The following is a 25,211-nucleotide window of genomic DNA, read 5'->3' as shown; positions in this document are numbered from 1 at the left end:
TATGCCTTTGGAAATCCTGATTGTTGATGACGAGCGCGATATCCGGGACCTGGTCTCGGGCGTGCTGGAGGACGAAGGCTATAGCTGCCGTTCGGCCGGTGGCAGCGATGCCGCGCTCGCCGCGATCGACGAACGCCGCCCGTCCCTGGTGCTGCTCGACGTCTGGCTCAAGGGCAGCAAGCTCGACGGGCTCGAACTGCTCGACGAGATCAAGTCGCGCGATGCCGATCTGCCGGTGATCATATTTTCGGGTCACGGGAACATTGACACCGCGGTTTCGGCGATCTCGCGCGGCGCGATGGACTTCATCGAAAAGCCGTTCGAGGCTGAGCGACTGATCCATATGGTCGCGCGCGGCACCGAAACCGCGCGGCTGCGGCGCGAGAATGCTCAGCTGCGCGAAAAACTTGGCATTTCCGACGAATTGACCGGCAGCTCCAGCGCGATCAACGCGGTCCGCGCGACGCTCAAGCGCGTCGCCAACAGCGGTAGCCGGCTGCTGATCACCGGACCTGCAGGCGTGGGCAAGGAGGTCGCCGCGCGGCTGCTGCACAGCTGGAGCGGCCGTTCGGGCGGGCCGTTCATCACGGTCAACTCCGCGCGGATGACCCCGGATCGGTTCGAGCAGGAGCTTTTCGGCGAGGAGGACCAGGGCAGGGTGGCGACATCCGGGCTGCTCGAACGCGCGCACGGCGGGACGCTGTTCCTCGACGAGGTTGCCGACATGCCCGAATCCACCCAGGCCAAGATCCTGCGCGTGCTGACCGACCAGAGCTTCTCGCGCGTGGGCGCAACCCGACCGATCAAGGTCGATGTCCGCTTCGTGTCGGCGACATCGCGCAATCTGGAGCACGAGATTGCCGAGGGACGCTTCCGCGAAGACCTGTTCTACCGTTTGAACGTCGTGCCGGTCGAGATCCCGGCGCTCACCGAACGCCGCGACGACATTCCCGCGTTGGTCGAGCATTATGTCGCGCGCTTCGCCAGCGAGCATGGCATCACGCCGCCGGAAACCAGCAGCGAGGCGATGGCGGCGCTGCAGAGCTACAACTGGCCGGGCAATGTCCGCCAGCTGCGCAACGTTATCGAGCGCACGATCATCCTGGCGCCGCGCGGCAGGCTCTCGCAGATCGATGTGGACATGCTCCCGCCCGAACTGGTGCAGGGCGATGGCGGGCGCGCCGCGGGCATTTCCAGCCTGATGGGGGTGCCGCTGCGCGAGGCGCGCGAGAGCTTCGAACGCGAATATCTCAAGATCCAGATCCGGCGCTTTTCGGGCAATATCTCGAAGACAGCCGAGTTCATCGGGATGGAGCGCTCGGCCTTGCACCGCAAACTCAAGCTCTTGGGGTTGCACGACCGTTGATCGGCAAGGAAAAGCGGTAAACTGGCCATTGGCGACAGGGGCTTTCGGCACTATGTATGGGGTGCGGCCTTTGGCGGCAGCCGTGCCGGATGTGACGGACAGGCTTTTCATGAACCGTGGTGCAACGTCACCACCAAGACCGGGGGTCAAAATGACCGAAAAGGCTCAAAACATTCAGGATGTGTTCCTCAACTCGTTGAGGAAATCGAAAATCCCGGTGACCATGTTTCTGGTCAAGGGCGTCAAGCTTCAGGGCATCGTGACCTGGTTCGACAATTTTTCGGTCATGCTGCGCCGCGATGGCCAGTCACAGCTTGTCTACAAGCATGCGATTTCGACCGTCATGCCTGCCCAGCCGATCGATCTCGGGATCTTCTCGGGGCTGATGGGTGCCAAGAACGCCAAGAACCGCAACCTGCAGGAAGTGTTTTTGCGCACCGTGCAGGAAACCGGGGTTCCGGTGACCATGTTCCTGATCAACGGCGTGATGCTGCAGGGCAAGGTCGCGGCTTATGACCTGTTCTGCATGCTGCTCGAACGCGAAGGCATGGCACAGCTGGCCTACAAGCACGCGGTATCCACCGTGCAACCCAATGCCCCGGTCGATCTGACCGGCGACTGGGGTGATACGGACAGCGAAGAAGATTGAACCGGCGGTTCGGGGGCCGGACAAAAGGAAAAAGCAAAGTTTGAACGACCCTCACGCTCTTGATTTCGTTCGCGGTACCCGCGCAGTCATTGCCTATCCCGATCTCGGCCGACGCGGCGCGGTGGATTCGGACGCGCGTCTGGAAGAGGCGCGGGGGCTTGCGCTGGCGATCGGCATTTCGGTGTGCGCATCGCACGCCTTCCGCATCCGCACCGCGCGCCCTGCGACTTTGTTCGGCGGAGGGCAGGTCGATATCATCGCTGCCAGCCTGGAAGACGAAAAGGCCGAACTGCTGATCGTTGATGGCAGCCTTTCGGCGATCCAGCAGCGCAATCTGGAGGAACGGCTAAAGGTCAAGGTCATCGACCGGACCGGGCTGATCCTTGAAATCTTCGGCGAGCGCGCCGCGACCGCTGAAGGGCGGCTGCAGGTGGAGCTTGCGCATCTCGATTATCAGGCGGGCCGGCTGGTGCGCAGCTGGACCCACCTTGAGCGCCAGCGCGGCGGCTTCGGCTTCCTCGGCGGCCCGGGCGAAACCCAGATCGAGGCCGACCGCCGCATGATCCGCGATCGCATGGCCAAGCTGCGGCGCGAGCTGGAGCAGGTCAAGCGCACCCGCGGGCTGCACCGCGAGCGGCGTCAGAAGGCACCCTGGCCGGTGATCGCGCTGGTGGGCTATACCAATGCGGGCAAGTCGACGCTGTTCAACCGGCTGACCCAGGCCGGGGTGATGGCGGAGGATCTGCTGTTCGCGACGCTCGACCCGACAATGCGCGCCATCCGTCTGGACGGGGTGGAAAAGGTCATCCTCTCTGATACCGTGGGCTTCGTTTCGGATCTTCCGACGGAGCTTGTCGCCGCGTTCCGCGCGACGCTCGAAGAGGTGCTGTCGGCCGATCTTGTCATCCATGTCCGCGACATGGCGCACCCCGATGCGCAGATGCAGGCGGAGTCGGTGGAGACGATCCTCACCGATCTTGGCCTTGTCATCGATCCGGTGCTCGCCGAACAGGGGCTGGCGACGCCCTTGATCGAAGCGTGGAACAAATGGGACATACTGGACGAGGACGCGCGCGCGTTCCTCACCGAAACCATGCCCGACGATCGCACCGTTTGCCCGATCTCGGCGCTGACGGGGGAAGGGGTGTCAGACCTGTTGCGGGCAGCATCGGCTGCGCTGGTGATCAGCCACCGCATTCATGACGTCAATCTGCCCCGGCAGGATGGCCAGCGGCTGGCTTGGCTGCACGCGCATGGCGAGGTGCTGACATCGCACGAGAAGGGCGATGAGCTGGCGCTTTCGGTGCGGCTGTCGGACAAGGACTGGGGCAGGTTCCAGGCGCTATAGCCCGCGCGTCGAAGCTTTCGCGCGCTGCCAGAGTTGTTCCTTATCCTCGAGCGACAGTCCTGCGAACGCATCGCCGGCATCGGTTTCCATTGCGCGGAAGCGGCGCTCGAACTTGGCATTGGCCGCGCGCAATGCGTCTTCTGCGCTGACGCCCATATGGCGGACCATGTTGACCGCGGCGAACAGCAGATCGCCCGCTTCGTCTATCCGTTCGACTTCAATTTCGGCCTCGAGCAATTCCTCGATTTCCTCGCCGATCTTTTCGACCGCGCCCATGACATCGGGCCAGTCGAACCCGGTGCGCGCTGCGCGCTTCTGGAGCTTCTGCGCGCGCATCAGCGCCGGCAGCGCCGATGCGACGCCATCCATGGCGCTGGATGAGCCGCCATCGCTGCGTTCTTCGGCCTTGATTGCCTCCCAATCCCATTGCTCGACCGACTGGTCCGCGAAGATGTGCGGATGGCGGCGGACCATCTTCTCGCTGATTGCGTCGATCACATCGCCGATGGCGAAATGTCCGGCTTCCTCGGCCATGCGGCTGTGGAACACAACCTGCAGCAGCAGGTCACCAAGCTCGTCCTTGAGCGCGGCCATATCGTCACGCTCGATCGCGTCGGCGACCTCATAGGCTTCTTCGATGGTGTACGGCGCGATCGTCGCAAAGGTCTGCTCGATATCCCATGGACATCCGGCCTGAGGATCGCGCAGCCGCGCCATGATCGTGACCAACCGGTCGAGCGGGGTGGTTGCGGCCGGGGAAGTGGCGGAAGGGTCAGTCTCGGATGTCATCTGTTTAAGTCCGATAATATATATTATGTTAAATTAATGTAATTTCAACGCGAGGTGGTTCGCGGCACCAGGATCATGCTGTCGCCCTCGACCCGCCAGCTTTCCAGCGCCGAAAGGAAATTCATCCCAAGCACATTGGTCTCGCCAAAGGCAGACGCGATGACCACTGCATGATCCTTCATGCCAAGCGATCCGACGCGAAGATCCGCCACGGTAGCCCTGTCGGCCTCGACGATGCCATTGGCGGTTTCGAGCACCACCTTCATGCTGAGCGGATCCGGCTCGACACCGGCGCTGCGCGCCGCATCGACCGACAGCGCGGTAAAGCTTGCGCCGCTGTCGACCATGAACCGCACAGCTGCACCATTGACCTCGGCGTTGACCCAGAAATGTCCATCTTCACCCTTGCGCAGCGTCGTCGGCGCGCCGGTGATCGCAGGCGCGCCGCCAAGGCCGAGTTCGCCGGTGACACGCTCCCAGATCATCTTGAGTTCGGGGCGAAAGCTCACCAGCAGGAAGATCAGCGCGAAGATGCCAAGCCAGCCCATCGCCATCTTGAGCGTCTGGCCGATCGGCAGGCTGCGCGAGACCAGGGCGCTGCCGACCAGCACCAGCAGCAACAGGCTGTAGATCAGGCTCGCGGTTTCGCTTTCGCCCATTACGCCACCTGCTCGAGGTCGATAGTCAGCCCGTCAAAGCCCGGCTCGATTGCGTTGGGCAATTGCGCGCACAAGGTCGCGTAATCGAGGCTCTTGTCCATATGGGTCAGCACCGTGTGCCGCGCGCCGGTACGGGTCGCCAAATCCATCGCCATCTCCAGATTGGCATGCGTGGGATGCTTCTCGTAGCGCAGGCAATCCGTCACCAGCACATCGCAGCCGGAATACAGCGCGACCATGTCGTCGGTGACGCTGGCAAAATCCGTGGCGTAGACGATCGACATGCCATCGGCGTCGAACCTGAGACCGGTCGACAGCACCGGACCGTGCGGCTGATCGACGCAGCGCACCTGCATGCCGCAAATGGTCTGGTCATCGGCCAGATCATGCAGGTCCACGATCGAAGGATACCCGTCTCCGCCTGCAAAAACATAGTCGAAACGGCTGACAAGACTTTGTAAACTATAGCCTCTGCCAAACCCCGGTAACGGCTTGCGGCTGCGGTGATACAGCGCGCGCAAATCGTCGATGCCATGGCTGTGATCGGCATGATCGTGCGTCCAGATCACCGCGTCGAGCGCGCCGATGTCCTGCGCGAGGAGCTGGTTGCGAAGATCCGGCGATGTATCGATCAGCACCCGCTTGCCGGCATGTTCGACGATCATCGACACCCGCGAACGGCGGTTGCGCGGGTTGGCGGGATCGCACGCGCCCCAATCGTTGCCGATCCGCGGGACCCCGCCCGAGGTACCCGATCCCAGCAGGATCGCCCTCATGGGCGCGCCCGGTTGAACAGGCGGTAGAAGTTCTGCGACGTCGTTTCGCACAGGTGCTCGTACGGTTCGTCGCGCAAGCCCGCGACAAAGCGCGCGGTGTCCGCCACGAACGCAGGCTCACCTTGCTTGCCGCGGTGCGGCACCGGCGCGAGGAACGGCGCGTCGGTTTCGACCATCAGCCGGTCCGCCGGAATATCGCGCGCCACCGCCTGCAGATCCTTGGCGTTCTTGAATGTCACAATGCCCGAGATCGAGATGTACAACCCGAGGTCCAACACCTTGGCGGCAAAATCGGCGCTGGCGGTGAAGCAGTGGATCAGCGCGGGGAAGCCCCCCTTCCCCATTTCTTCGGCCAGGATCGCCGCGGTGTCGTCCTCGGCATCGCGGGTGTGGACGATCAGCGGCAGGCCGGTGATGCGCGACGCCGCGATGTGCGAAATGAAGCTGCGGCGCTGCTGATCGCGGTCGGAATGGTCGTAGAAGTAATCGAGCCCGGTTTCACCGATGCCGATGACCCGCTCGTCCGCTTGGGCTCGCGCGACCAGGCGCGCGGTGTCGATATCCGCATGCGCATCGGCCTCATGCGGGTGGATGCCGATGCTTGCCCAGACATCCGCCTCGCGGTGCGCGGTGGCGGTCACAGCGTCCCATTCGCTGGCGCGGGTGGAGATGTTGAGCATCGCGGTGACGCCCGACGAACGCGCACGCTCGAGCAGGTCAGGCTGCTGCTCGGCCATGCCCTTGTAGTTCAGGTGGCAGTGCGAATCGACCAGCATCACTCGGCGTCTTCGGCAGGCAGATCGATGCGCGGGAACAAGGGCTTGGGTACGCCCACCTGATAGTCGCTCTCGGCGAGCGGCGAATACCAGTGACTGCCCATCGCAGCGAGCGAACGGACATCGTCGGGAACGCCCATATGATCGAGCAACGCCTTGGCGCTGCCCGGGATGACGGGAGAGATCGCGATCGAAAGCTGCGCGATGGCGATGTACAATGTCGCCAGTACCGTCTCCATCCGTTCGGGATCGGTCTTCTTGAGCGCCCAGGGCGCCTGTTCGTCGACATAGGCGTTGCAGGCAAACACCGCGCGCATCCACGCCTCGATCCCTTGCGACAGCGATAGTTCCTCGAAAGCCTTGGGCATCTCGGTCTGCAGCGCATCAGTCAGAACCTCGAACAGCGCGGTATCGGCGGGCTGGTGCCCCCGGATCGCGGGCAGATAGCCATCTAGGTTCTTGGCGATGAAGCTGAGAATGCGCTGGGCGAGGTTTCCGAAGCTGTTCGACAGATCGGCATTCGACCGCATCGCAATGGCTTGCGGCGAATAGCTCCCATCCTGTCCGAAGCTGACCTCGCGCAGCAGGAAGTAACGCAACTGGTCGACGCCAAAGGCATCGGCAAGCGCAAACGGATCGACGACGTTGCCGACCGATTTGGACATCTTCTCGCCCTTGTTGAGCAGGAAGCCATGGCCGAACACCTGCTTGGACACCGCGATGCCAGCGCTCATCAGGAAGGCGGGCCAATAGACCGCGTGGAAACGCACGATATCCTTGCCAATCAGGTGCAGATCGGCGGGCCAATGCTTGACCATCAATTCGGTTTCGTCGGGATAGCCCAGGCCCGTGAGATAATTGGTCAGCGCATCAACCCAGACGTACATCACATGCCCATCGCTTCCCGGCACCTTGACGCCCCAATCGAAGCTGGTGCGCGACACGGACAACGGACGCAGGCCCGACTTGACGAAACTGACGATCTCGTTGCGCCGTGTGTCGGGCTGCAGGAACTCGGGATGCTCCTCATACAGAGCGAGCAACTTGTCCTGATAGGCATCGAGCCTGAAGAACCAGCTCTCTTCCACCGTCCATTCAACTGGCGTTCCCTGCGGAGACTGCTTGCCCCCCTGCCCGTCGTCTACCAGCTCGTCTTCGGCATAATAGGCTTCGTCGCGGACCGAGTACCAGCCTTCGTAGCGATCAAGATACAGGTCACCATTTGCGTCCATCGCCTTCCAGATTGCCTGGCTCGCGCGATGGTGCTCGTCTTCGGATGTCTGGATGAAGCGATCATAGCTGACGTCAAGTCTGTCGCACATATCCTTGAAATATTGTGACATCTCATCGGCCAACGCGCGCGGCGTCGTGTCCAGTTCGCGCGCCTTTTGCAGCATCTTGAGGCCATGGACATCGGTTCCGGTCTGGAAACGGACATCGCGGCCGCTGAGCCGCTGGAAGCGCGCGATCACGTCGGCGGCAATCGCCTCATAGGCATGGCCGATATGCGGGCGGCCATTGGGATAGCTGATCGCGGTGGTGATGTAATAGGGTTCGCCCATGGCGGTGATGTCTGCCGTTCGTTCGGGTGGTGGCGGTAAACGCCGGTTGCGGCCTATCTAGGCGGGGCCAGCCGCGCCAGCAAGCCGCCAATTTGAAACGCGACCGCTGCAGCATCGAGGTTGAGCAGCACCGCGCGCGAGGCGAGCGCGCCGATCTCCTGCCACGCGGCGATCGCACCGGGCAGCCGGTCGTCGCGCAGATCGCGGATCCGCCGCGCGGCAAAGCGCGGCGCATAATGCAGCAGCGCCTGGAACCGCTCGCGGTTGGCCTTGTTCGCGACCATATTGCCGAGTGCGATGCGGGCCCGGTGATCGCGGTCGCCATGGTCGGCGATCTCGCTGAGCAGAGCATCGATGCGGGCCATGTCCAGCCCTGCAAAGCTGAGCGCCTGGCCCGGAGCCCCCTGCCCGAGCCGCACCAATGCTGCGATCTCTGCATCGGGCAGTTCGGGGCGAACCGCACGCAGCGCGTCGGCCATGTCGGGATCGCTGAGCGCCGGAAAATCGAGCACCAGACAGCGCGAGCGGATCGTCGGCAGCAACCGCCCAGGATTGTGCGCGATCAGCATGAATATGGTATCGGCGGGCGGTTCCTCGAGACTCTTGAGCAACGCGTTGGCGGCGTTGCGTTCAAGCTGATCGGCCGCATCGAAGATGATCACGCGCCGGTCCGAAAGGCTGGGTCGCACGGTCAGACGCTTCTGCAGCGCGCGGATCTGATCGACCTTGATGTTGCGCGCAAGATCGAAGGGCTTGCCTTCCTCGGCCTTGCGGGCTTCCTTGTCGTTCTGCGGACCCAGGGTGATATAGTGGCAGTCGGGGTGCTTGCCTTCCAGCAGCAGCCGGCCCTCTGTGCCGTGCATATCGCCGTCGAAATGCCCCGCGGCAAAATCGGGCGAGCGGGTCAGCAGATGGACCGCGGCAGCCAGCGCGAAGCTGCGCTTGCCAATCCCTTCGGGCCCCGCCAGCAGCCAGCCATGGTGCAGTCTGCGCGCCTGGAATGCCCGCAAAAGCGTGGTTTCAGGCTCGGCATGTCCCAGCCATTGTGCCTGCGATGCCATCATGACGTCATGCCATCAACGGCGCGATGGCCGCGACGATGCGGTCATGGACCACTGCGCTGTCGCCGCTCGCATCTATGGTGCGAAACCGCTGAGGCTCAGCGGCTGCGAAGCCGCGGAATGCCTGGGTTACTGCGGCATGATAGGCCGCATCGCGCCCGCCGATCCGGTCGCTGGACGCGCCATCGCGCAACAGCGCACGGCGCGCAGCCTCGTCCGCCGGCAATTCGAGCAACAAGGTGCAATCGGGAAGAAAGCCTTCGGACCCGAACCGGTGCAGGTCGAGGATCGCTGCATCGCCGAGGCCGCCTGCGATCCCCTGATAGGCGCGGCTGCTGTCGAGGAACCGGTCGGTGAGCACCCAGCCGCCAACCTCAACCGCGGGCCGGATCAGTCTTGCGACATGATCGGCGCGCGCTGCGGCGAACAGCAAAGCCTCGCTGCGCGCGTTCCAGCGATCGGCGCCGCCCTCGAGCAACAGCGCGCGGATCGCCTCGGCGCTGACGGTGCCGCCCGGCTCGCGGGTGACGGTAACGGTCCGCCCGTGTGTCTTCAGCCAGTCGGCCAGCAGCCTGATCTGAGTCGATTTGCCGACCGCCTCGCCACCCTCGATCGAGATGAAGCGTCCGCGCACGGAGATGACCTCAGGCGCCGAAGAACGAGAGAATTCCCGCCCACAACCGTCCGAACAACCCTGCCTCCTCGACCGCCTCGGCGGCCACCAGCGGCATCACCTGGCGGTCCATATCGGGCGCTGAGACGACCAGGGTCGCCACTTGCTGGCCCTTGGCGATCGGCGCCTTGAGCGGGCCCTGATACACCACCTTCAGCGTGACCTTGTCGGTATCGGCGGTACGCGGCAGCGTCAGCGCCAGATCGCGCGGGGCGATCAGCGCGAGTTCGCGCTTGCTGCCCAGCTGAACCGGAGCGGTATCGACAGTCTTGCCCTTGGTAAACAACGGCACCGATTTCCACGACCGGAAGCCCCAGTTCATGAACCGCACCGATTCATTGACGCGTCCGTTATAGCTGTCGAGTCCTGCGACCACCATGACCAGGCGGCGGCCGTTCTGTTCGGCAGAGCCGGTAAAGCCGTATCCGGCCTCTTCGGTATGCCCCGTCTTCAGCCCATCGGCCCCGTCGACCTTGCCCAGCAGCGGATCGCGGTTGGGTTGGGTGATGCCGTTCCAGGTGAAGCTGCCCTTGGAGTAGAACCGCTTGTAAAGCTTGGGATGGTTGCGAATGGTCGCGGTCGCCAGCTGCGCCAGATCGCGCGCTGTCACCTGGGTCACGCCCTCGTCCGGCCAGCCATTGCTGTTACCGAAGCGGCTGTTGGCAAGGCCGATTTCCTTCGCCTTCTTGTTCATCATGTCGACGAACGCCTCTTCCGAGCCTGCAATGCCCTCGGCCAGCACGACGCAAGCATCGTTGCCCGAAAGCGTCACGATCCCGTCGAGCAGATCCGCCACGGTGACCTGGCTGCCGACGGCCAGAAACATGCTGGATCCCTGGTTGTTCCACTTGCGCCAGGTGTCGGGAGAGACGCTGATCTTCTGGTCGAGCTTGAGCTCGCCCTTCTTGATGAGGTCGAATGCCACATAGGCCGTCATCATCTTGGCCATCGATGCCGGCGGGATCTGCTTGTCCGCATCGCGCGAGAAGAGCACCGCGCCCGATGACAGGTCGGTCATATAGGCAATCGGGGCTTCCGAGACATAGCTGGGGGCAGCCGCTGCCAGCGGGGTCGCCAGCAACGAGAACATGGCAAGGCCAATAAGCGGGGTTTTCATCTGTTTCCCATGGTTTCGATCAAAGGGGGATGGGCCGTTGGATGGCCCTTGTTATCAGCGACCGGAGTCCTGCTGGATTCGAGACCCCTGATAGCCATTCCGCTTCGCCAGCGTAAGACCCTGTTCTGCCGCCTTGGCATCGGCATAGGGTCCATAGCGGACGCGAAACAGCTTGCCATCCCCGCTAACCTGCGTGATCGCGCCGATCCGCTTGGCCAGTTCATCCGCGCGCGCCCTGGACGAAAATGCGGCGACCTGAACAAAATAGGCCGAAGACGCGCCACTGGTAGCCGCCGCGACAGGCGGTTTGTCGGACCGGGGCTGATCGAGCGTCGCCCGGTTGGGTGCGCTGCTGGTCTCGGCCGCCCGCGGCCGCGCGCCCTCCCCTTCGACAATGAAGCGATCATTGCCTTGGCCAGCGGGCGCAGCCTTGGCGGGCGCAGGCTTCGCGGCGGCCTGCTTGGGCGGCTTGGCCTTTTCAGTTGGCCTGCCCGGTTTGCTGACGGGTTCGGGCGCCGTAGCTGCAACAGCAGCCGGAGCGGTCGACGCGGCAGGGATAGCAGCGGCATTGGCCGGACGCGGTAAGCCGTCCAGCTTGCGGCGCAACGGCACCAGCAGCGATTCGGGCGTATCCATGCGCAAAGCCACCGGCTTGCCCGCGCGCAGCATCGCGCGTTCGGCCTCGGGCGGGTTGACCCGGCGCACTCGCACCGCGAACGCGCCCTTGCCCAGCACCCCTAGCTGCCGGGCAGCGCCCTGCGACAGGTCGATCAACCGGTTGGAGGCAGCAGGACCACGGTCATTGAGCCGCACCAGAATGGTCTTGCCGGTGTCCAGCGAGGTCACCTCGACATAGCTCGGCAGCGGCAGAGTGCGGTGGGCGCCGGAAATGCCTTCGGGAATGAAAAGCTCGCCATTGGCGGTGTTGCGTCCGTTCAGCTCTTCGCCGTACCAGCTCGCATACCCTGCTTCGTCATAGTTGAACACATCGACCGGGGTGTAGGTGATGCCATCGAGCACATAGGGCTCGCCCAGCTTGGCGGGATAATCGGATACGGATCCCGCCAGCGTGGCCGGTGCGGTCTCCAGGCTGCGGCTCACATTGCTGCCGCCCCCGCAACCCGACAGCAGCAGCGCCATCCCCAGGCTACCGATCATCGCATTCTTCATCGCCAATCCCCCTTTGCCTGCACCCGTCAGTTGCGCACGCCATCGGCCAGCAGGCCCACCGACATCGCATAATAATTGGAGCAGTTGTAATCCAGTATGGCGCGATAGTTGCGCGTCAGCAGATAGCCCTGCGCATCCAGGCCAGGTGTGATCAGCAGCGATGCCTCTACCCGGTCGTCGGCGGGCCAGACGCCACCGGCAGGATAGACGCCCAAAGCCTTCCATTCGCGCATGGTCTTCCATTCGCTGTGCCGCTCGACCGCACGGGCGCATTTGGCGACACGCTCACGGCTGGCGATGGCATTGGTGTTCAGCGTCGCGGGTACCGATACGGCAAAGCCCCAGGGCTCGCCCCGCCGCCATCCGGCCGCCAGCATGTAATTGGCGATCGAGGCAAAGGCGTCCGCCCTGCTCGACCAGATTTCGGCCTTTCCGTCGCCATCGCCGTCCTTGGCAAGCTTCAGATAGACCGAAGGCAGGAACTGCGGATAGCCGAACGCGCCCGCGTAGCTGCCACGCAACACCGACCGGGGCACGCCCTTGTCGATCATCTTCAGCACCGCGATCAGTTCGCCTTCGAACAGCTCACGCCGGCGCCCTTCATACGCCAGCGTCGCCAAGGCCCGCGGCAGATCGGTGCTCCCCATGATCGTGCCATAGCTTGTCTCATGCCCAAAGATGGACACCATGATCGACGCCGGAACCCCGGTCTGCTGTTCGATCGCGACCAGCCGCGCGGCTTCGTCGGAATAGACCTGACGGCCCTGGCGGATCTTCGCAGCGTTGATGCGCTTGGCCATTTCGGGACCGAAGGAGGGAAAGGCCTGGCCCGCGGGCGTCGGCGCAAACCGCCGGTCGAGCGCGGCCACGCTCTCCTCGAACGACAGCGTCGGCAGCACGCTGTCTATGGCGCGCTGCGACACACCCTCGCGCCGCGCGCGGGCGGCCACCGTATCAAGATAGCTGGCAAAGCCCTGTGTCTGCTGGGCATCGGCCCCGGGCAGCGGCTGGACGATTTCACGCTGTGCGGTGCTGGGCGCCCCGCATGCCAGCAGGACGATTGTCGCCCCCATCGCGGCAGCGCGCGACCCAAGCCTTTGTACAATATTGATAACCATGCGATACTCCCACAGGGCGTTGTGCCACACAAAGCATCGCGGGGGAAAGGGCGAACATCCCCCACCCATCCCGGCCCCGCCACGCTTGAACGGCCCGGGCGGGCAAAGCCTTTTACCCGGACGTCCGCTCCTGCGCCCGGCCCGTCCAAGTTTCGCTTTTCAGATTACCCCGCCTTCGCTAGGAAACCGCCCGCACCGCCGGGGAGACACATGCTCTCCTTTCGGCAAAGGGTGCCGCGGGAAGAGTGTCCGAGTGGTTTAAGGAACCGGTCTTGAAAACCGGCGAGGGTGCAAGCTCTCCGTGGGTTCGAATCCCACCTCTTCCGCCAGGCACCGTTTGCCTCATGATAGCCGCCGGGCCGGTAATCCGGCTGGCGTCACCCCGTTTGCAAAATGCAACCATCCGCCTTGCTGCGTTCAAACGTCTGGAGGGTCTTTTCGGGCCTCGAGATACTGTTTGCGATGGTACCGCTCGCCGGTTTTAGGTTAACGCGGAGGGGTCCATCGTCTCGGCGCACTGAAATCGGCATCCGCTGTGACAGCAACATGACAAAAGCTGTGTGTTTTCTGTGTCATATCCGGACAGAATGTAAAATCGGAGCCCCAACCGGGGCGGCTGGGCACTCCACTCGTCTGATCCAGAAACTCGGCTCATCTCCCCCGCCGGACAAGAAAATGGGAGAAATGCTGGGGCGGATGCCGGTCGGCTTGTTCAACCGTTGAGGGGGTCGGAGATATTCCCCTCAATTTGAATGATTTATATAGTGCGTTTGCACTATTTTACGTCCCCTTAAACCTCCTTAAGGTTGTCTTAACAAAATCGAGTCGCAAAAAAAAGATGATGCCAGCTGATGGGCGCAAAGCTCACGGGGCAAGCTGCAGGAGATTAATTGTGCACTCGTCTATAAGTGCGACCAGGGCCGCAGCAGCGGCCTTGTTGGGGGTGGTTTGGGCTTTTGTTCCGTTCGGCAGCACCGCGCATGCCCAGGACATCGTCTACCAGCCCATCAATCCAAGTTTCGGCGGCAATCCCTTCAACTCCAATCATCTGCTCGGCATTGCCAACGCTCAGAATGATTTCACCAACCCTGCATCGAGCAGCAGCTCGTCGCAGGCGGATATCTTCGCCCGCCAACTCCAGTCCCGGTTGCTCTCTGCGCTTTCCTCGCAGATCGTCACCGCCATCTTTGGTGACAACCCTCAGGAAAGCGGCACCATCAGCTTCGGTGGACAGACGGTCAATTTCATCCGTTCGCTGACCGAGGTTACGATCACCATCATTAATGACGATACCGGCGAAGAAACTGTCATCGTCGTGCCCACTTTCCTGGATGTTGACTGATCATGATGGGGCACAAGAGCACATGTCTGGCGGCACTGGCGATGACCGCCCTGGTTGCGGGATGCACCACCGTGGGTGGCAGCGGCAAGGCCGCCATCCCTGAAACGACCAGCTATGCTTATCTTCCCAACGCCACCCAGACCCAGCAGCTGCTGCGCGGCATTCCCGCGCCTTCGCGCCAGGTTGCCGTGGCGGTCTACAACTTCACCGACCAGACCGGCCAGTTCAAGCCCAGCGCCACCGGACAGACGCTTTCGCGTGCGGTGAGCCAGGGCGGCGCATCGGTGCTGGTCAAGGCGCTGCAGGACGTGGGCGATCGCTCGTGGTTCACCATCGTCGAGCGTGAGAACCTCAAGAACCTGCTCAACGAACGGCAGATCATCCGCGAAATGCGTGAGCGCTATCTTGGCGAGCGCGCGGTCAACCCCGATGCCCTGCCCGCGCTGCTGTTTGCAGGCGTGCTGCTCGAAGGCGGGGTGATCGGCTACGACACCAACACGCTGACCGGCGGCGCAGGCGCGGCGTTCCTGGGGATCGGCGCGCGCACCGAATATCGGCAGGACACCGTAACGGTTTATCTGCGTGCTGTGTCCGTGCGCACAGGCGAGGTCCTGACGACGGTTACTGCTTCGAAAACCATCGCCTCGCAATCGATGGGTGCAAGTGCCTTCAAGTTTGTCGCGTTCCGCGAGTTGCTGGAAGCCGAAGCCGGTTTCACCACTAACGAGCCAGATCAGCTTGCGTTGCAGCAGGCCATCGAAAAGGCGGTCTATGCGCTGGTGATGGAAGGCGTCGAGCTGAGGCTGTGGGACTTTGCCGACCGCAATGCGGGCATGGCCAAGCTGCTGCAATATCAGCAGGAGCGCGACGGAAAGTTTACGCCGGGTCAGGTTCAGCGTGCCGAAGAGAAGGCGCGCAAGCTGACCCCCATGAAGGTAAAGGAAACCAGGAAAAACGGGGAAACGAACAAGGGGAATTCGGAGACGAATTAACGGTTTTTTCCTGATCGGACGGGCCAAAGGGACCGACGGTCGAAATTGCAAGGGTGCAAGGCCGATCTGATCGTTCAGACCGGTTCAAAACCCGAGGATCGCGGAAGAGAGCCGAAGCCGGTCAGGCGGTATTCGGCGATGCAACAAAAGCCTGACAAAACTCACGCACCGGAGGTGCAACTCCGGTGCGTGAGCGTGACAACAATGAGTGCGTGTGAAACAATCATGCTGACCCTGGAAGCAGTCTGCTTCCGGAGCAGCATGGTTATGACCCTTCGAAAGAGGATTATCAACCATGAAGACCTCCATTTACACCTCGGTCTCGGCGCTTGCGCTGATGATCGCAGCTCCCGCGGTAGCGCAGGACAACACCTCCACCGTCGACCAGCTCGGCACCGCGGCGAAGGCCACGGTCGTACAGTCGGGTTCGGGCAACAACTCGGATGTGGACCAGAACGGCAATGGCGCAGCGACCTTCGCTTCGGGCCCCAACGCCGGGCGCACGCTCGTCGCTGATGTCGATCAGACCGGCACCAACGGCGTCTCGACCGTCAACCAGCAGGGCAACCGCAGCAGCGCGACGCTCGACCAGGGCGGCAATGGCATGCGCTCGTCGATCATCCAGGGCAACTCCGCGACAGACAAGGGCAACACCGCCACTGTCATCCAGAACGGCACGGGCGGCGGCGTTGGCACCGGATCGTTCGTCACGCAGACCGGCAACGACGGCCAGGCCTATGTGAACCAGGGCGCAGCCACAAATGGCGCAGTGAGCACTGTCACCCAGATGGGCACCAACCAGCGTGCAAGCGTGTTCCAGCTCAGCGGCGCTGCGGACTCCAATGTCAGCCAGGCTGGCGGCGCAGCCAATGTGTTTGTATCGCAGGACGGCAGCAGCGAATCCGACATCATCCAGTCGGGCGGCAACAGCGAAGCGTCGGTCCGCCAGATTGGCGACGGCAACTCCTCGCTCGTCACGCAGACCGGCAACAATGCCGATGCTGGCGATCCGGACAACAACCTCACCAACTTCGACACCAATATCGGTGTGTCGCAGACCGGTGACGACAACACCTCGACCGTAACCCAGACCGGAAACGATCAGGTTGCTGACGTGATCCAGACCGGCAATCTCAACACCGCGTCGATCACCCAGGACGGCAATTTTGCCGACGCCAGCGTCACGCAGACCGGCAACAACAACATCGGCACTGTTATCCGTCAGGACGGCGATGGAACCGGCGACAACAATCCGCTGACCTCGCCTGTTACCCCGGCGGACAACGCCACGGCCGACATCACCCAGACCGGTGATTTCAACGATGCCTCGATCAGCCAGGCTGCCGTGCCTGTGGATGCGACGATCGTCCAGACCGGCGATGACAACGTGTCAACGATCACCCAGACTTCGACGTCGGCTGGCGCTCTTGCCACGAGCACTCAGACCAGCGACGACAACCTGTCGACGATCGTCCAGGCTTCGGATGCAACTGCTCTGGTTAGCCAGGGCGGCAACCAGTCGAACCCGGGACCGTTTGCCGGCCGTGCCAACAACGTGTCGGACGTGCAGCAGCAGGCCCTTGCCGGCGGTTCGTCGGCAACGGTTGACCAGGATGGCGTTCTGAACAAGTCCACGGTTACGCAGAACGCTGTGGACAGCACTGCGATCGTCGAACAGGACAACATCTTCAACACCTCGACGATCACCCAGACGGGTACTGGCGGCGCAGTTGCAGATGTCAGCCAGGGCGGCGGCTACGGGGACAACGTGTCCACCGTGACGCAGACCGTGGGTGCAACGGCAACCGTGATCCAGACCGGCCAGCCTTCGGTTGGCCCGGCATTCACCAACGTTTCCGACATCACGCAGTCGGGCGAAGGCGGTGAGGCTTCGGTCACGCAGAACGGTTCGAACAACGAATCCACCGTCGATCAGGCCGCTATCGATGGCCAGGCGACCGTCAATCAGGACGGCACGTTCCTGACGTCCTCGATCACGCAGGGAACGCCTGCAGCTGACGCCCGCGCCAACGTGACGCAGACCGGAACCGACAACGACTCGATCGTCTCGCAGCTGGCAGGTGCTTCGGGCGCCGAAGCTGACGTCACCCAGGGTGGTTCGGGCAACGACTCGACTGTCACCCAGTCGGCATCGACCAGCGCGTTCGTCGAGCAGATCGGCGATGGCAATGACTCGACTGTCACGCAGACGGGTGCGTCGGCAGCAGGCCTTCGGGCAGCTGCGGATGTCCAGCAGCTGGGCGATCTTGGCATCTCGCTGGTCGAACAGGATGGCGCAGGCAACTCTGCCACGTTGATCCAGACGGCTGCATCGTCGGGCGAAGAGTCGCAGATCCTGCAGAGCGGCGATGCCAACACGGCGCTCGTCACCCAGGCAGGCACTGGCAACTTCTCGCTGGTCGACCAGACCGGCGACAACAACGCCGCAACCGTCAGCCAGTCGTCGAGCGACAACATCTCGAACGTCTTCCAGTCTGGCAACAACAACGCTGCGGTCGTCACGCAGAGCGGTGGCGTGAACTGATCGTCTGACACGACCGGCGCTCCCATATGTGGGGGCGCCGGCTCTTTCCAAAAAAAGGAATTCATGATGAAGAAGCTTCTTATGATCGGCGTATCGTCGATCGCGCTGCTCGCCGCACCGGCGATGGCGCAGAACAACACCTCGAACATCGACCAGACGGGCGCCTTCAACAGTGCCATCGTTGCCCAGAGCGGCAGCAACGCCGAATCCGAAATCGAGCAGAGCGGCAATGGCACGAGCACCGCGCGCCAGAACGAAGTCGAAGTTACCCAGTCGGGTGATGGCGCGTTCTCTCGCGTGACCCAGACCGGCTCGGACCGCAACGATGTTGAAGTCATCCAGGACGGTGACAGCGATTCGACCGTCAATCAGGCTGGAACATCGAACCGGGCCGAAGTTCGCCAGGACGGCGACGGCAACTCGTCGCTGATCGATCAGAACGGTAACAGCAATCAGGTCGGCGCGCCCTTCAACAGCAGCGCTGCTGGCGTCCGTCAGACCGGTGACGACAACAACTCGATCATTGATCAGGACCCCGCTGCCTATTCAACTGCAAATGTCGGCCAGTTCGGCGATGGCAACACCTCGCTTGTGCAGCAGGAGCAGAATGGCGGAGCCGGTGTCAACCGCACCGAAGCCGTCGTTCTCCAGACCGGCAACCTGAACGTTTCGAACATCAACCAGAACAGCACCTTCAGCGGTTCGCCGAGCCAGGATGCCTCGGTAACTCAGACCGGTGACAGAAACCGTTCCGACGTTACGCAGTCGGGAGAAGACAACAACGCAATTGTTGGACAGTCCGGCAGCGACAACGTTTCTACCGTTGTTCAGTCGTCTGACGCACCTGGTGCATCTGCAACCGTTTCGCAGACCGGTGACGAAAACCGTTCGAACATCAACCAGTCGGGCGCGGCAACGGCAAGCGTCACTCAGTCGGGTAGCGACTCTTATGGCATCGCTCCGCCGAACAACGATTCATTCGTCACCCAGACAGCAGACGGTGCCACCGCAACCGTGACCCAGACCGGCGAACTGAACCTGTCGACCGTTACGCAGAACTCGGGCGCTGCTGCCATCGTCGGCCAGACCGGTGTCTACAACCGCTCGACCGTCACGCAGACATCGACGGCTGCAGGCGCTTCGGCAACCGTCAGCCAGACCGGCAATCCTTCGTCGGGCGGCCCCGGCGTCGGTCAGGGCGACAATTTGTCGACCGTTACCCAGTCGGGTGACTCGACGGCATCTGTGACCCAGCTGGCCAACATCCCCACCAACGGCTTCCCGTCCAATGACTCCGACGTCAACCAGAGCGGAACGGGCTCGTTTGCCACTGTCGACCAGACCGGTGATGGCAACGTGTCCGATATCACCCAGGCAGCTGACGGTGCTTCGGCATCGGCAACCCAGACCGGTGAGGACAATGTGTCGAGCATCAGCCAGTCGGCTGCTGCCGACGGTGCGACCGCAACCGTCACCCAGCTTGGCGACTTCAATGACTCGGTCGTTCTTCAGTCGGGCGACTCCACTGCCACCGTCTTCCAGTCTGGCGACAGCAACGAGTCGGATGTTGATCAGCGCGGCGCCGCCGCAACGGCCGATGTCCAGCAGACCGGCGACAACAGCAACTCGACCATCACCCAGCTTTCGGGCGGTGATGTGACTGTGCTGCAGAGCGGCACGAACGGATCGACATCGACCGTCCGTACCGAAGCTGACTCGAACCTGGCACCTCCGGCCAACACCGTCCTGGTCAACCAGACCGACAACGGCAATGGCCCTGCTCTGGGTACGTCCAACATCTCGAACGTCGTTCAGGACAACGTCAATCTGGGCAGCAGCGTCAGCGTCACGCAGAGCTACACCGGCAATGGTGAAACGGGCAACTTCTCGGACGTCATTCAGGGCCGCAATGCCTCGAACGGCGACGTGATCGTCAGCCAGACCGGTTCGGAAAACTCGTCGCTTTACGCGTCGACGACCTCGACCGACAATGACGCCACGATCACCCAGACCGGAAGCAACAACGCATCTGACGTCGTGCAGAACTTCCAGAACGGTGGTGCAGTTGCAAACGTGACGCAGAACAATGCCGGCGGCGCAACCAACAGCGCGTTCATCGATCAGATCTCGGCTGGCTTCTCGGCCAACCCGGCTCAGTTCGCTATCGGTGCTGATGCCTCAATCGAGCAGGACGGTGAAGGTAACACCTCATCGATCACGCAGACTGGCTTCTCGACCACGGCGCTGACCGCAAATGTTGCGAGCAGCACCCAGGATGGTGATTTCAACGATAGTGAAATCACCCAGTCGGGCATCGATAACCTCGCGGATGTGTCGCAGACTGGCTCTGGCCATGAATCGACCATCCTTCAGACCGGCAATGCCAACATCGCAGATGTGACGCAGACCGGCACCAACAACACCTCGACGATCAACCAGTCCGGCAACAGCAACTCTGCGATCGTGTCGCAGAGCGGCGTCGGCGGCGTGAACTAATCCGAGAACTGGTCGGCGTCTCCCGACGGGAACGCCGGCCGACCTCTCAAACAGGGATAAATCAAATGAAAAAGCTTCTTCTCCTCAGCGCATCGTCGCTGGCACTCCTCACCGCGGTTCCCGCGATGGCCCAGAACAACACCTCGACCGTCACCCAGACCGGCCAGGACGGCGGCGCAACCGTCGGCCAGAGCGGCAGCAACGGCAAGTCGACCATCACCCAGGGTGGTGACACCAACAACGCCACGCTGACCCAGTCAGGCGATTTCAATGAATCGGAAATCGTTCAGGACAACGGCACCGGCAGCAGCGATGACAACAACACCGCCGAAGTCACCCAGTCGGGCGTCGACAACTTCTCGCGCGTCGTCCAGACCAACGACTTCTCGACCGCGACCGTTACGCAGTCGACCGGTGGCAACGACTCGCTGGTCACCCAGAGCGGCGATCTTGACGATGCCGACGTGAACCAGAGCGGCCTGGACAATGAGTCCACCGTCACCCAGTCGGGCAACCTGAACACCGCCGATGTCGACCAGAGCGGCGACAACAACGAATCGATCCTGACGCAGAGCAGCGGCCTCAACCAGGCCGTCGTCACGCAGAGCGGCGAATTCAATGACTCGACGCTGGTCCAGACCGGCCTTGGCGCCAACGTCGCCAATGTCCTGCAGGAAGGCGACGACAACGATTCCGACATCATCCAGGGTGGTGCCGGCAACGGCGTGGGCAGCAGCACTGCAGCTGGCGTTGTTCAGCTGAGCGCTGGAAACGATGCCACCGTGCGTCAGGCTGGCGGTCTGCATGAAGCGTTCATCGAGCAGAAGGGCGGAAACGACAACATCGCCTCGATCGATCAGGGCGCCAATGCCAGCTCCGACCACACTGCCGATGTTCGTCAGGACGGCTTCCAGAACACCGGAACCATCGTGCAGCGCGGCTTCAACGAAAATGCCGACATCATCCAGACCGGCGACGTGAACACCGCGACCGTCGATCAGGGTGGCGGAGTTGGTCGCAACCACAACGCTCTCGTCACCCAGGCAGGCAGCGACAACTCGGCCGTCATCGCACAGCGCGGTGAAGACCAGACTGCAACGATCACCCAGCCCGGCAGCGGCAACTCCGCCGAAGTCGATCAGGGTCGTGACCGCGGCGGCTTCCTCGGTGGACTGTTCGATACCGGCTTCGGTGAAAACCAGGTGGCAAGCATCACGCAGGGCGGCAACGACAACACCGCTCAGACCCTGCAGCGCGGTGAAAACCAGAGCGCGACGATCTCTCAGGTCGGATCGCTCAACGTTGGTGGCGGCGGCTTTGCGTTCGGCGCCCAGATCATCCAGGGTGGCGACACCGGCAGCGATAACGCCGCGTCGATCACTCAGATCTCCAACGCCAACCGCGCGCTGACCAACCAGCAGGGCACCAGCCTCTCGGCCAATGTCTCGCAGGGCGGCAACGGTTTCAACACCAGCACCGTGACGCAGACCGGCAATGGCGGCGCAGTGCTGCTCAACGCCAACGTTCTCCAGAACGGTTCGGACAACACCTCCAGCATCAACCAGGGTGGCAGCGACCAGACGGCCAACGTGACCCAGCTGGGCGAAGACAACCTGTCGCAGATCATCCAGACCGGATCGGGTCATGCGGCAAGCGTCACGCAGAACTCCAACTCGAACGAATCGTTCATCAACCAGGGCGGTACCAACCACATCGCCGTGGTTACCCAGGGTCTTTAAGACCTGACTAGCGGTCGTGATCCTGCTTCCGGTCTCCCGGGAGCAGGATCGCACCGACACTTTTCAAGGACAGGTTTCATGCGGACATCCATTTCAAAGCTGACACTGACCGCAGTGGCCTTTGTCATGTGCTCGCAAGTCGCATGGGCACAGGATCCCGCCGCCAACCCTTGCGCCGGCATCGTGACCGGCACCTGCAGCGCCAGCGCAGACCTGCAGCCTATCGAAATTGCCCGTCCCAATCCCGTCCGCACCAGCGCGTTCGTTACGCAGGTGGGCGATGAAAACCAGGCCAGCATCAGCCAGAGCTCGAGCAACCAGTTTTCGGATATCGCGCAGGACGGCGAGGCCAACATGGCCCGCGTCAATCAGACCGGCTCTGGCCTTGCCTATCTTGAACTCGACCAGACCGGCCTCCTCAACAGCGCTGTTATCGTGCAGGACGCCGAAGTCGGTGGCAGTAATATTGCGCTGATCGAACAGAACGGCGAAAACAATGCCATCCTTCTCGACCAATCTGCTACTTCAAGTGGCATGAACGGAACAATTCTTGCCCAGCACGGTTCGGGTAACCAGATGCAGCTACAGCAGACAGGGTCTGAAAACCGCGCCGAGTTGATCCAGACGGGTGACAACAACGCCATGACCGCAACCCAGAACGGAGCAGCCAACCAGTTGCGCTGGGTTCAGGACGGCACCGGCCTTTCCGATCTGCAGATCGTGCAGAGTGGCAACCAGGCAATCTCCATCGTGCAATCCAACGGGGGCAGTTGATGGCACAGCAGCTTTCAACCCGGATCGTGGATCGGTATGTTCCGAGCTTGCGGCAGTTGAAGCGCTTTACACTCTTGGTGCTGCTGGTGCTGTTTGCGGTCTGGTCGACTCAGTGGCTGCCTGGTGCTTCGGCGCAGGAGTCCGACGCGCCAGCATCTGCGCCCAAAGAAGACAAGGATCGCCGCATGGCGGTATCCAGTGATCAGGCGATGCCGTCCGATCGATCGCTTCAGGTCCCCGCGATTGGGGGCGTGCGCCCCGACAATGACGGCCTGACCGGAGCCATTCAGGTTCCCAGCCGCTCCACCCGCCCCTCCCCGCCCCCGCAGCTGAGCGCTCCAGGGCAGGATGCTGGCCAGCTTTCGCTGCAGAGGCTCGAGGGATCGGATGCGTGCGACGAAGAGCAAGGTTTGCAGAGCCCCGATATCTGCTCCAAGACGCTCGAAAGCCGCGCAGGAGAGTTTCCGGGAAGGACCCGGCCGCAGCTTTCGGCCGAACAGCGCCTGCTCGCGCAGCAATACACGGTGCCGACCTCGGTCGATGCCACCGATGGCGCGGCGCGGCGGCTAGCCGCAGGACGCAATGCAGAGCTGACCAATGACGATCTCGCGATCGCGGCGGTGGCGAGCGCGGGGCAAGGCGCAAGCCTGCCGCCGCAGGACGATGCCGAATCCCAGATTCCTGCCGAGGCGACCGACGCCATCGATGCTATCCTTGGAGTGGTCAATGCCCAGCCTCCCCGATAACTGGCCCTGGCTTGCTGCCATGACCGCTGCAGCGATGCACCCCGGCTCTGCCGGTGCCTCCCCCTCGATCGATGAGAGTGCCCCAGCCATGAGCAGCCTGCCGGATCAGCCGATCTCCCTCATCGTGGAAAAGGATGGACCGCTGGTCAGTGCCAGGGTGGTCGCCGCCGGGGCTTGCGCCTGTTCGGGGCACTTCCGGATCGAGTCTGAATCAGGCACATCTAACCGCACTGCGAACACAAGCTCGTTCAGCAATCTGAGCGATGCAGGCAGGGTGCTCAGCAACATCCGCTTTGGCGGATCCGACGATTGGCGCGTCAAGCTCATCGTCTCGATCGAGGGCCGCGACGAATACACAGTGGTTCGATCCTCGACGGACGGATGACGACGACCCGATGATTGTCATTTCCAACCAGTTCGACAGGCTGGACGAATATATTGCCGAAGCGGCCCTGGGGAATATCAGCTGGTCACAGTCGCTCAAGTCGATGAGCGAGATCGTCGGCGCCGAAGCCATGACCATGGATCTGATCCTGGGGGACGGCCAGTCGATCACATCTCTTGGAGCCTATGGCTTCGACCAGGCGGTCGTGGATGCCTATGCCGAGCACTATGCCCAGGTCGATCCACGACTGGAATATGTCCAGGCCTATGGCAAGAACGGCGTCATCTTCGACGACGAAATCCAGCAATCGAGCCTACAGGGTCACAACAGCGAATTCTGGTCGTGGCTGGAAACCGCCAATGCGCCACGCAATGCCGCAGTGCTGGTCCTGCCCTGTGTCGACAATGCCCGGATCGTCATGGCTGTGCACCGTGACAAGTCGAGCAGCAGCCAGAATGGACTGATGGGATTTTTCACGGAATTCTACCACAAGTTCAACATGGTGAACTCCATGCTGCGCATGGACATCCGCAACGGTGGCGCGACCGACCGGCCGTTTACGCCGTTGCGCAACATTGACTCGTTCCAGCTGTGCGTGGACGAAAACCTGATGGTGGTCGATGCCGGTGGCATGACGCGGTACCTGTTGGCGATGACGGGGCTGGCCAGGCTGGGCGACGAGGGCCAGTTGGGCGCACTGCCGGCCGACTTCCAGGCGGCGCTGATGAATGTCCTGCACAACCTGCCGCCGCACGATTCGACGCCCTTGGCACACAAGGGGGATCTGACCGATTCCGTTGTGCACATTTCGGCGGTGGTGGGAGAGGACTCGACCCGCTTGGCGAGCATCACCGTCACCTATGTCCGGCACCCTGCAGAACCCGAAAAGGTGTTCATGGGGGCATTCGGGCTGACCCGGCGCCAGGCCGAACTGCTCAAGTTCCTGCGGCACGTCTATTCGCTCGATGACGCAGCCAACCTGATGTCCATCAGCAAGAACACCGCGCGTGTGTTTCTGGCGCAGATCTTCGACCGAACCAAGATCCGCAACCGGATAGACCTGCTGAGGCTGGCCGACAGGTTCTCCTGACCCCAAGCCCGCAAGCGTGCAACCGCGGGAATGTGGTC

Annotated in this window: 22 protein-coding genes and 1 tRNA gene; 13 read left to right on the top strand and 10 right to left on the bottom strand. The window is 62.5% G+C overall.

From position 1 onward, the window contains the following. The first annotated feature begins 1 nt into the window (after position 1). The 3 genes from ntrX (at position 2) to hflX (ending at position 3,363) form a co-directional block, all read left to right on the top strand. On the top strand, positions 2-1,366 hold the full coding sequence (gene ntrX, locus B5J99_RS14695) for a nitrogen assimilation response regulator NtrX (protein WP_054134909.1): 1,365 nt from the start codon (positions 2-4) through the stop codon (positions 1,364-1,366). 151 nt (positions 1,367-1,517) lie between these two features. Next, positions 1,518-2,015 (top strand): RNA chaperone Hfq, encoded by a 498-nt coding sequence (gene hfq / locus B5J99_RS14690; protein WP_082382278.1) that lies wholly within the window; start codon positions 1,518-1,520, stop codon positions 2,013-2,015. A gap of 40 nt (positions 2,016-2,055) precedes the next feature. After that, positions 2,056-3,363: a GTPase HflX gene (gene hflX / locus B5J99_RS14685; RefSeq protein ID WP_117352805.1), complete on the top strand. Its 1,308-nt coding sequence runs from the start codon at positions 2,056-2,058 to the stop codon at positions 3,361-3,363. Here the strand turns inward: hflX and mazG are convergent. From mazG to B5J99_RS14635, 10 genes are read right to left on the bottom strand one after another with little or no spacing between them, the layout of a single operon-like run. Further along, entirely contained in the window at positions 3,358-4,152 is a 795-nt protein-coding gene (gene mazG, locus B5J99_RS14680; RefSeq protein WP_117352804.1) for a nucleoside triphosphate pyrophosphohydrolase, read from the bottom strand. The genes hflX and mazG overlap by 6 nt on opposite strands. A gap of 44 nt (positions 4,153-4,196) precedes the next feature. Next, the gene (locus B5J99_RS14675; RefSeq protein ID WP_117352803.1) at positions 4,197-4,811 is read right to left on the bottom strand and encodes a retropepsin-like aspartic protease family protein; all 615 of its coding nucleotides are present in this window, start codon (positions 4,809-4,811) and stop codon (positions 4,197-4,199) included. Then, on the bottom strand, positions 4,811-5,587 hold the full coding sequence (locus tag B5J99_RS14670) for an MBL fold metallo-hydrolase (protein WP_117352802.1): 777 nt from the start codon (positions 5,585-5,587) through the stop codon (positions 4,811-4,813). Before B5J99_RS14670 ends, B5J99_RS14675 begins: the two co-directional genes overlap by 1 nt. Beyond that, entirely contained in the window at positions 5,584-6,363 is a 780-nt protein-coding gene (locus tag B5J99_RS14665) for a TatD family hydrolase (protein WP_054134914.1), read from the bottom strand. The genes B5J99_RS14670 and B5J99_RS14665 overlap by 4 nt, the downstream gene beginning before the upstream one ends. Further along, entirely contained in the window at positions 6,363-7,925 is a 1,563-nt protein-coding gene (metG, locus tag B5J99_RS14660) for a methionine--tRNA ligase (protein ID WP_117352801.1), read from the bottom strand. Before metG ends, B5J99_RS14665 begins: the two co-directional genes overlap by 1 nt. Before the next feature lie 53 nt (positions 7,926-7,978). Next, the gene (locus B5J99_RS14655; RefSeq protein ID WP_117352800.1) at positions 7,979-8,989 is read right to left on the bottom strand and encodes a DNA polymerase III subunit delta'; all 1,011 of its coding nucleotides are present in this window, start codon (positions 8,987-8,989) and stop codon (positions 7,979-7,981) included. Positions 8,990-8,993: 4 nt separating this feature from the next. After that, positions 8,994-9,620 (bottom strand): dTMP kinase, encoded by a 627-nt coding sequence (gene tmk, locus B5J99_RS14650; protein WP_117352799.1) that lies wholly within the window; start codon positions 9,618-9,620, stop codon positions 8,994-8,996. Positions 9,621-9,630: 10 nt separating this feature from the next. Continuing rightward, positions 9,631-10,776: a D-alanyl-D-alanine carboxypeptidase family protein gene (locus B5J99_RS14645; protein ID WP_117352798.1), complete on the bottom strand. Its 1,146-nt coding sequence runs from the start codon at positions 10,774-10,776 to the stop codon at positions 9,631-9,633. A gap of 54 nt (positions 10,777-10,830) precedes the next feature. Beyond that, positions 10,831-11,946 (bottom strand): septal ring lytic transglycosylase RlpA family protein, encoded by a 1,116-nt coding sequence (locus B5J99_RS14640; protein ID WP_117352797.1) that lies wholly within the window; start codon positions 11,944-11,946, stop codon positions 10,831-10,833. A gap of 26 nt (positions 11,947-11,972) precedes the next feature. Further along, positions 11,973-13,064 carry a lytic murein transglycosylase gene (locus tag B5J99_RS14635; RefSeq protein WP_117352796.1) on the bottom strand — a complete coding sequence of 364 codons (1,092 nt, stop codon included), beginning with the start codon at positions 13,062-13,064 and terminating at the stop codon, positions 11,973-11,975. A gap of 239 nt (positions 13,065-13,303) precedes the next feature. Here B5J99_RS14635 and B5J99_RS14630 point away from each other — a divergent pair. The 10 genes from B5J99_RS14630 (at position 13,304) to B5J99_RS14585 (ending at position 25,173) form a co-directional block, all read left to right on the top strand. Further along, positions 13,304-13,393, top strand: a tRNA-Ser gene (locus tag B5J99_RS14630). A gap of 563 nt (positions 13,394-13,956) precedes the next feature. After that, positions 13,957-14,406, top strand: a complete 450-nt coding sequence (locus tag B5J99_RS14625; RefSeq protein WP_245991644.1) for a curli assembly protein CsgF — start codon at positions 13,957-13,959, stop codon at positions 14,404-14,406. Between the two features lie 41 nt (positions 14,407-14,447). After that, positions 14,448-15,398, top strand: a complete 951-nt coding sequence (locus B5J99_RS14620; protein ID WP_054134997.1) for a CsgG/HfaB family protein — start codon at positions 14,448-14,450, stop codon at positions 15,396-15,398. A gap of 295 nt (positions 15,399-15,693) precedes the next feature. Next, entirely contained in the window at positions 15,694-17,943 is a 2,250-nt protein-coding gene (locus B5J99_RS14615; protein ID WP_117352794.1) for a beta strand repeat-containing protein, read from the top strand. Between the two features lie 66 nt (positions 17,944-18,009). Further along, on the top strand, positions 18,010-20,439 hold the full coding sequence (locus B5J99_RS14610) for a beta strand repeat-containing protein (RefSeq protein WP_162892622.1): 2,430 nt from the start codon (positions 18,010-18,012) through the stop codon (positions 20,437-20,439). A 65-nt stretch (positions 20,440-20,504) separates the two neighbouring features. Next, on the top strand, positions 20,505-22,178 hold the full coding sequence (locus B5J99_RS14605) for a beta strand repeat-containing protein (protein WP_117352792.1): 1,674 nt from the start codon (positions 20,505-20,507) through the stop codon (positions 22,176-22,178). Positions 22,179-22,256: 78 nt separating this feature from the next. Further along, positions 22,257-22,952 (top strand): hypothetical protein, encoded by a 696-nt coding sequence (locus B5J99_RS14600; protein ID WP_117352791.1) that lies wholly within the window; start codon positions 22,257-22,259, stop codon positions 22,950-22,952. Positions 22,953-23,137: 185 nt separating this feature from the next. Beyond that, positions 23,138-23,698, top strand: coding sequence for a hypothetical protein (locus B5J99_RS14595; protein WP_156318040.1), 561 nt, complete (start codon positions 23,138-23,140; stop codon positions 23,696-23,698). Positions 23,699-23,786: 88 nt separating this feature from the next. Beyond that, entirely contained in the window at positions 23,787-24,083 is a 297-nt protein-coding gene (locus B5J99_RS14590) for a hypothetical protein (protein WP_162892621.1), read from the top strand. A gap of 10 nt (positions 24,084-24,093) precedes the next feature. Continuing rightward, positions 24,094-25,173: a helix-turn-helix transcriptional regulator gene (locus B5J99_RS14585; protein ID WP_117352789.1), complete on the top strand. Its 1,080-nt coding sequence runs from the start codon at positions 24,094-24,096 to the stop codon at positions 25,171-25,173. Positions 25,174-25,211: the final 38 nt, after the last annotated feature.

The sequence above is a fragment of the Blastomonas fulva genome (assembly GCF_003431825.1).
Taxonomy (GTDB): Bacteria; Pseudomonadota; Alphaproteobacteria; order Sphingomonadales; family Sphingomonadaceae; genus Blastomonas; species Blastomonas fulva.
Note: the sequence above shows the minus strand (reverse complement) of the source record. Positions and strands in the feature narration are given on the sequence as shown.

Bases quoted from the DNA above. Each gene is read 5' to 3' on its own strand.
- ntrX (WP_054134909.1), top strand. From the start codon at position 2: ATGCCTTTGGAAATCCTGATTGTTGATGACGAGCGCGATATCCGGGAC.
- hfq (WP_082382278.1), top strand. From the start codon at position 1,518: ATGACCGAAAAGGCTCAAAACATTCAGGATGTGTTCCTCAACTCGTTG.
- mazG (WP_117352804.1), bottom strand. From the start codon at position 4,152: ATGACATCCGAGACTGACCCTTCCGCCACTTCCCCGGCCGCAACCACC.
- B5J99_RS14675 (WP_117352803.1), bottom strand. From the start codon at position 4,811: ATGGGCGAAAGCGAAACCGCGAGCCTGATCTACAGCCTGTTGCTGCTG.
- B5J99_RS14670 (WP_117352802.1), bottom strand. From the start codon at position 5,587: ATGAGGGCGATCCTGCTGGGATCGGGTACCTCGGGCGGGGTCCCGCGG.
- B5J99_RS14665 (WP_054134914.1), bottom strand. From the start codon at position 6,363: ATGCTGGTCGATTCGCACTGCCACCTGAACTACAAGGGCATGGCCGAG.
- metG (WP_117352801.1), bottom strand. From the start codon at position 7,925: ATGGGCGAACCCTATTACATCACCACCGCGATCAGCTATCCCAATGGC.
- B5J99_RS14655 (WP_117352800.1), bottom strand. From the start codon at position 8,989: ATGATGGCATCGCAGGCACAATGGCTGGGACATGCCGAGCCTGAAACC.
- B5J99_RS14645 (WP_117352798.1), bottom strand. From the start codon at position 10,776: ATGAAAACCCCGCTTATTGGCCTTGCCATGTTCTCGTTGCTGGCGACC.
- B5J99_RS14640 (WP_117352797.1), bottom strand. From the start codon at position 11,946: ATGAAGAATGCGATGATCGGTAGCCTGGGGATGGCGCTGCTGCTGTCG.
- B5J99_RS14635 (WP_117352796.1), bottom strand. From the start codon at position 13,064: ATGGTTATCAATATTGTACAAAGGCTTGGGTCGCGCGCTGCCGCGATG.
- B5J99_RS14620 (WP_054134997.1), top strand. From the start codon at position 14,448: ATGACCGCCCTGGTTGCGGGATGCACCACCGTGGGTGGCAGCGGCAAG.
- B5J99_RS14615 (WP_117352794.1), top strand. From the start codon at position 15,694: ATGAAGACCTCCATTTACACCTCGGTCTCGGCGCTTGCGCTGATGATC.
- B5J99_RS14610 (WP_162892622.1), top strand. From the start codon at position 18,010: ATGAAGAAGCTTCTTATGATCGGCGTATCGTCGATCGCGCTGCTCGCC.
- B5J99_RS14605 (WP_117352792.1), top strand. From the start codon at position 20,505: ATGAAAAAGCTTCTTCTCCTCAGCGCATCGTCGCTGGCACTCCTCACC.
- B5J99_RS14600 (WP_117352791.1), top strand. From the start codon at position 22,257: ATGCGGACATCCATTTCAAAGCTGACACTGACCGCAGTGGCCTTTGTC.
- B5J99_RS14595 (WP_156318040.1), top strand. From the start codon at position 23,138: ATGGCGGTATCCAGTGATCAGGCGATGCCGTCCGATCGATCGCTTCAG.
- B5J99_RS14590 (WP_162892621.1), top strand. From the start codon at position 23,787: ATGAGCAGCCTGCCGGATCAGCCGATCTCCCTCATCGTGGAAAAGGAT.
- B5J99_RS14585 (WP_117352789.1), top strand. From the start codon at position 24,094: ATGATTGTCATTTCCAACCAGTTCGACAGGCTGGACGAATATATTGCC.